Genomic DNA, 1,293 nt, shown 5'->3' on the forward strand with positions numbered 1-1,293 from the left:
TGAGGTTCACCCCGGATGGTGGACACCGAGATAGCGGGACCGATGGTTCCGCTGGAAGGATGTCCGCATGTCCCGCAAACGCAGGTCGTTCACGACCGAATACAAGGTCGAGGCCGCCCGTAGGGTGATCGATTCCGGCCGCACCATCGCCGAGGTCGCCCGCGAACTGGGCATCAACGAAGGACTGCTCGGCCGCTGGGTCGCCGACGAACGCCGCCGGATCGAAGCCGCCGCAGCATCCGGTGACCAGCCGCTCACGGCCGCCGAACGCACCGAGCTGGCCCGGTTACGCCGGCAGGTCTCCGAGCAGGAGAAAGACATCGCGTTCCTGAAAAAAGCGTCCGCGTACTTCGCAGCCAATCAACAAAAGTAGAGCTCTACACGTTGATGGCCGCGGAGTACGCGAACTCCGCAGTCCACCGGATGGCACGCCTGCTCGAAGTGTCGACATCCGGTTTCTACAAACACCAAGGACGCAGTGTGACAACCAGATTGGCGCAGCGGCAGCAACGTAGAGCCGATCTGGAGATCAAGATCCTCGCGATCCACCAGGAGTCGAAAGGCGTCTACGGAGCACCGCGCATCACCGCCGAACTTCACGATCGAGGCGAGGTGATCACCGAGAAGACCGTCGCCACGATCATGCGCTCCCTCGGCGTCGTGGGGATCAGCCCACGTACGTTCAAGATCCGCACCACCGTGGTCGACCCGTTGGCCTCGTTCCCCGAGGATCTGGTGCAGCGCCGGTTCGATCAGGGGCACGTCGATGCGGTGTGGACCTCGGACATCACGTACCTGACCTGCGGCGAGGGCGATATGTACCTGTGCGCCATCAAGGACGAGCACTCGAAAAAGGTCCTCGGGTGGGCCGTCGCCGATCACATGCGCACCGAGCTCGTCCTCGACGCTCTGGACATGGCAGTTGCCGGACGTGGCGGCGACGTCGCGGGCACAATCCTTCACTCGGACAGGGGAAGTCAATACACCGCCGAGATCATGAAGCAGGCATGCGAACGGTACGGGTTGCGGCGCTCGATGGGCGCGACCGGCATATGCTGGGACAACGCCGGCGCGGAGAGTTTATGGTCGACGTTCAAGCACGAGTACTACTACCGACATACGTTCGCGTACAGGACCGAATTGGTTGCTGCAGTTGACAACTGGATGAACTTCTACAACACTCGACGTAGGCACTCCACGATCGGAATGCTCAGCCCCCACAATTACGAACAGTCACTGAACGCGCCGATTATGGCCGCGTAGCCACTGTCCACTTTTCGGGGTGAACCTCAA

The 1,293-nt window shown here is 61.6% G+C and carries 2 protein-coding genes; both read left to right on the top strand.

Annotated features, from left to right (window positions below; all coding sequences use genetic code 11):
- Window positions 1-67 precede the first annotated feature (67 nt).
- Window positions 68-373 carry a transposase gene (locus MTX35_RS25270; protein ID WP_065181100.1) on the top strand — a complete coding sequence of 102 codons (306 nt, stop codon included), beginning with the start codon at window positions 68-70 and terminating at the stop codon, window positions 371-373.
- Between the two features lie 14 nt (window positions 374-387).
- Window positions 388-1,263 (top strand): IS3 family transposase, encoded by an 876-nt coding sequence (locus MTX35_RS25275; RefSeq protein WP_241257671.1) that lies wholly within the window; start codon window positions 388-390, stop codon window positions 1,261-1,263.
- Window positions 1,264-1,293: the final 30 nt, after the last annotated feature.

It is taken from the genome of Rhodococcus sp. ARC_M12 (assembly GCF_022810385.1).
In the GTDB taxonomy this organism is placed as follows: Bacteria; Actinomycetota; Actinomycetes; order Mycobacteriales; family Mycobacteriaceae; genus Rhodococcoides; species Rhodococcoides navarretei.